This is a genomic window from Thermus sp. NMX2.A1 (assembly GCF_000511705.1).
In the GTDB taxonomy this organism is placed as follows: domain Bacteria; phylum Deinococcota; class Deinococci; order Deinococcales; family Thermaceae; genus Thermus; species Thermus scotoductus.
The window spans coordinates 1-4,503 of record NZ_ATNI01000059.1 but is presented as its reverse complement, the minus strand read 5'-3'; the positions used below and the strand labels follow the sequence as shown (position 1 = coordinate 4,503).

General features: G+C 60.6%; 5 protein-coding genes and 1 pseudogene. 4 read left to right on the top strand and 2 right to left on the bottom strand.

The annotated features are described in order from the left end of the window. Positions 1-307 (bottom strand): annotated as a pseudogene (locus TNMX_RS06460) (transposase); the annotation flags it as partial. A 55-nt stretch (positions 308-362) separates the two neighbouring features. Between TNMX_RS06460 and TNMX_RS13275 the strand changes: the two are divergent. Beyond that, positions 363-623, top strand: coding sequence for a hypothetical protein (locus TNMX_RS13275; protein ID WP_253269375.1), 261 nt, complete (start codon positions 363-365; stop codon positions 621-623). Between the two features lie 144 nt (positions 624-767). Beyond that, on the top strand, positions 768-1,283 hold the full coding sequence (locus TNMX_RS13270; protein ID WP_243031526.1) for a hypothetical protein: 516 nt from the start codon (positions 768-770) through the stop codon (positions 1,281-1,283). A 164-nt stretch (positions 1,284-1,447) separates the two neighbouring features. Here TNMX_RS13270 and TNMX_RS06450 read toward each other — a convergent pair whose 3' ends face one another. After that, entirely contained in the window at positions 1,448-3,388 is a 1,941-nt protein-coding gene (locus TNMX_RS06450) for a hypothetical protein (protein WP_038030576.1), read from the bottom strand. A gap of 28 nt (positions 3,389-3,416) precedes the next feature. Here TNMX_RS06450 and TNMX_RS12595 point away from each other — a divergent pair, with 28 nt between their 5' ends. Beyond that, positions 3,417-3,749 (top strand): DNA polymerase, encoded by a 333-nt coding sequence (locus tag TNMX_RS12595; protein WP_084221139.1) that lies wholly within the window; start codon positions 3,417-3,419, stop codon positions 3,747-3,749. Between the two features lie 211 nt (positions 3,750-3,960). Then, positions 3,961-4,503: ImmA/IrrE family metallo-endopeptidase (locus TNMX_RS12395; protein ID WP_253269374.1), on the top strand; the 543-nt coding region annotated here is incomplete at its 3' end.

The following is a 4,503-nucleotide window of genomic DNA, read 5'->3' as shown; positions in this document are numbered from 1 at the left end:
ACGCCCCCCGGTGTCTGTCAGAATCTGCCGTTTCCTCCCTTTTACTTTCTTTGCCCCGTCGTTTCCCCGGGGCCCCTTTTTCCGTGGTCTTGACGGACTGGCTGTCTAGGACCAAGGCGCTGGGGGAAGCATACCTCCCTTCTCGTTCCCGGTCCCGGCGGGCCAGGGTTTGGACGGCTCTCTCCCATACCCCCTCCTTCTGCCACTTGCGGAAGTAGTGGTAGACCGTAGACCAGTGGGGCAGGTCATGGGGCATAGCCCGCCACTTGATGCCGTTTTCCAGGACGTAGAGTATGGCGTTCACTATTCCTTCGTGTGCTACTTGATCTGTCCCCCCAGGGTGTGAAAAAAGAGGGGGTGCTATGCCACACGACCGTGAGCACCCCCTCTACCATCTTGACGCAGAGACCCTCATCGTGGCTACCTACATTTGGGTGGATGACGAACTCAAAGCCCTCGTCGCTCAAGGTTTCAAGCTCCCCAAAAAGCAAAAGCACCAAAAGGCCACCCTGGCCGAACTCCTGGCCCTCGCCATCTTCCTCCTCCGCAAGATGTTCCCCTACGGGGAAGCAGCCAGGGCCAGGACCTCGCCAAAGGCTACCTCGCGGCCAAGACTACCCTGAAGGCTTACTTCCCCTCCCTCCCCCACCTCTCCCGTTTCTACCAGATCCGCAAGATGTTCCCCTAGACGGGGAAGCATCCAGAAGGCTCATGGGCTGCTGGCCCACCTCGCCTTAAAGCTCTCCGGGGGACAAGGCCTGCTCCAGGTGGTAGACCTCAAGCCCATCCCCCTGGCCCACGGCCACCGTATCCACGGCCTCTCTCTTCCTGAGGCCGCGGTGGGGGTGGGTCCCCTGGGAGCCTTTGGCGGGTACGTCCTTGTGCCGGTGATGAACGAGCGGGGCCTCTTCTTTCGTTGGACTCTTCTTCCCGGGAATGCCCGGGAGACCTGGGCAGGGGAGCTTCTGGAGGGTTTACCCGCGGTCCTTGGTGACCGGGGTTTTCGCTGGGTCCAGGGGGTCAAGACACCTTCCTACCGGCTTAGGGGAGGAAAGGTGGTGGAGACGGGGTGGAGAGAGTGGGTCACGCGTCAGCGTAGCTTGTTGGGGAGGGTACGCAACTGGATCGAGACCCGGTTTAGCGTGATGGTACGCTCTTTGGGGCTTCACCGGATAGAGGTTCGGTCCTACTGGGGTCTAGTGGCCCGGGTGAACCTCATCCTGCTGGTCCACAACCTCATCCGTAGCCGGGTGCTCTTGAAAATGGCTAGGGGGGAGCTATGAGGTAGCACACGAAGGAATCGCAACTTGACTCTCCTGCTCCCATGAGCGGAGGAGACCAACGAAATTCATAGGAGAGGGACCAGAAACCTGGTCAGTCCGCCTTGGGGAACGCATTCCATATCTCGATCATTACCGGGTTTCTTTTCTTAGGAACCGCCCTGCTCTTATGACGGCTTCTTACGCTCCCTTGGCCAGCTGGTTTCGTCCACCACGCTTAAAGGAAGCTTTCCGGGATTGTACAGGCCGCCAGCGGGTTTCGTGAGCCAGTAGACCTGCGCCAGAACTTCCTCCAGGGGGACATCTCCCTGGACCACTTCCACCCGCAACGCCCGCGGCCAGCCAGGGTTTCCGCTGTGAGTGTGCAGGTACGCCACCTCAGGAAGGGGGCGGAAGTAGGACCTAAGGGGAAGCTCCTTCATGGAAAAGCGCAGGTGGCTTTCCTGGATCCAGATCACGGGCCTCTTAGTCCAGGCTTGCACCTGCTTCAAGTACTTTCTCTCGCCCCGGTAATGGACCAGGGTATTAGGGGGAAGCTCTTCCTCCTTTCCAGGGAAACCCGGTCCTTCGTCCACGGGCTGTCCCCCTGGCTCCAGGAGCCGCCAAGAGATGTTGTTTTTCCCCTTGCGCAGACCAAGGACATACCAGGAAAACCCTTCGATCTTAAAGGGTAGGGCCCCTGCCCGAACCGCGAGGTGGTAGGCGAAGCTACTAGCCTCCGCCCTTGCTAGCAAGGTATCCGGGTTAACCACCTGTACCCTTTGCACCTTTAGGTCCCGGCGAATCTTCTTCTTCAAAGCGTCCAAAGCAAGCTGCTTCACACTTTCAGGTGCTAGGATGACCGCAACATCCACCCCATTCCTCTTTGATCCCCCCTCCAAAACCTCCCCGGTTGGGGCGTACTTGACAGGGGGCCGGACCGGTTCGAGGTCAAGGCCCCACTTTCTCCACGTGGCAATCAGGCTGGGAACATTCCACATGGCCGCTAGCACATGCTTCTCATTCTTGGCGTTTTGTAGCCTTTCCCGATCCACAAAGTGGTAAAGGAGAAGCTCCCGTGTGGAGAGCTCGTGGGGGGTTTCCTCCACGAACGTGCGCTTATTTACGTGGTATTCTCCTTCCCCCCGTGTCCGTATATGGATGTGGTTACCAGTGTGCCCCGCTGGTTTCGAGTTCTTCTTCACCACCTTATCTTCCGGGAAGGCCAGTAGCACCCGAACCCTCTGAGGTCCAAGGAAAGCCAACCGGTTCACCTCTTTGGCCTCCAGCCCCACGCCCCGGGCCATCCGGAGACGCCCTGCACTCACCCGCTCCAGGGGCAAGGGCAGGGTGAGGGGGCTCGGATCAAGGAAGTCGGCAAAGTGAGATGCATGCTTAAGCAAATCATTGAATCGGAACTGGTTTCCGGCGAACGTGTCCTTGGAAAGGCGGCGAGCACCACGACCCTGGGCGGCGGGGGCCTCGAGGGCCGCCTGGTGCGCAGGGTGCAGGAGAAGCCTGGCCCGAGGGGGAGCCTCTGTCAAAGGGAGCTCCTTACGGGCCTCCAGGTCTAGGGCTCCAAGAGGCTGTTCCGGGGCCAGACTTTGGAAGTATTCAAGAAGCCCATTGGGTATCCTTTCGATGCCATCCTTGGTTAGCACCCGGTGTTCCATGTCCACCAGGGCAAAGAACCCCTGCTCCAGACGCACCACCTCCACTCGGAAGACGGGGTGGCTTGCCAGGACCAGGGGATGGCCCTTAAAGGGTCCCTCAGCCACCACCCCCTCAGCCGCCATATGGGTCTGCGGGTCCAGCCATTCTGGACCAACACGCACATATTCCAGGGCCAACAGCCTCTGGTTCAGGTGGCTATTTAGCGCCTGCGTTTGCTCTTGAGGATTCCTTGGTCGCTCCACCCCAACCAGGGGAAAAGGAAGCTTGGGAGCTTCCAAACCGTAGACCCAGACTTCCTTGCCTTTTGCAAAGGCATACCAACCCGTGTCCCGCAAATCATCGCGGATCTTCAAGGGCTCGGGCGTACGGAAGCGGAAGATCCTGAGGGCCTCGAGGTCCACCCGTAGGGGGAAAAGATTTACCTGGAGAGGTTTTTCTTGACCCTGCGCACTCACAGGGTCATGCTAACAGCCCCAGAGGGGAATTCGTGTTCAGCGGACAACCTCCCGCTTCACCGAGAAGCTCAACACCCCCGTCCAGGGCTCGGAGGCGGATGGGCTGAAGCTGGCCCTGGGCCTTCTCTACGAACGCCGTCATGAGGTCCCGGGGGCTTTCCCGGTCCTTGCGGTCCACGACGAGGTGGTGGTAGAGGCCCCCGCGGAGAAGGCTGAGGGGGCCCTAGCCTGGGTGCGCCAGATCATGGTGGAGGCCATGGAAAGGGTTATGGCCTGTGCCCGGCTTCCCGTGCCCGTGGAGGTGGAGGCCGGGGTGTACGAGGCCTGGGGGTTCACACCCTGGAAACAGCAGAGTGTATGACCGACGAGCAACTAGAGCAGGCAGCTCGAATGAGGTGGTTCCCTTGAGGTCCCTACCCCAAATGGGTCACCCCTGGAACCTGGCATGTTCACCCGCAAATGTTGCGAAGGAGGCCCTGGTCTACCCCGATGGCCAGCCCCACGCGGAACCCCCCATGAACAGGGGGCCGGAAGACCTCTTCCCCAGGTTGTTGGAGGCCTGCCCTTTCCGTGTGGTGGAAGCCTCCCTGGGTGAGCGGCACGGGGACACGGATGGGCGGGTGATCCGGGTGAATCGGGACCTGCCCCCAGGAGAGAAGGCGGCCACCCTGCTTCACGAATGGGCGCACGCTCTGCTGCACTTTGACGAAGCGGGCAGGGGGCTTCCCCGTGGGGTGAAGGAGCTCGAGGCCGAGGCGGTGGCCTATGTGGTGGGCACCAGGCTGGGCCTGGAGATGGTGGGGGCCAGGGACTACATCCTGAGCTGGGCGGGAAGGGAAGCCCAGGACCTTCTCAGGGAAGTCCTTCCCCGGCTGTACCGGGCGGTGGAAGCCATCCTGGGGCAGGTGGAGGTGGGGAAGCCCAATTGCCCCTACCCCTGCCTCCGGGTGAAGAGAGAGGCAAGGCAGGGAAATGGCTATCTCAGCCGGGGGAAGCATCTCGTCCAACTAAGGACCAGGGTACCCGACCTGGGGTGCAAAGGGAAGCTGTCGCAATCCCCTTTCGGGGAAGCATCTCTTGCAACACATCGACGACATGTTGGACACACTTCATCT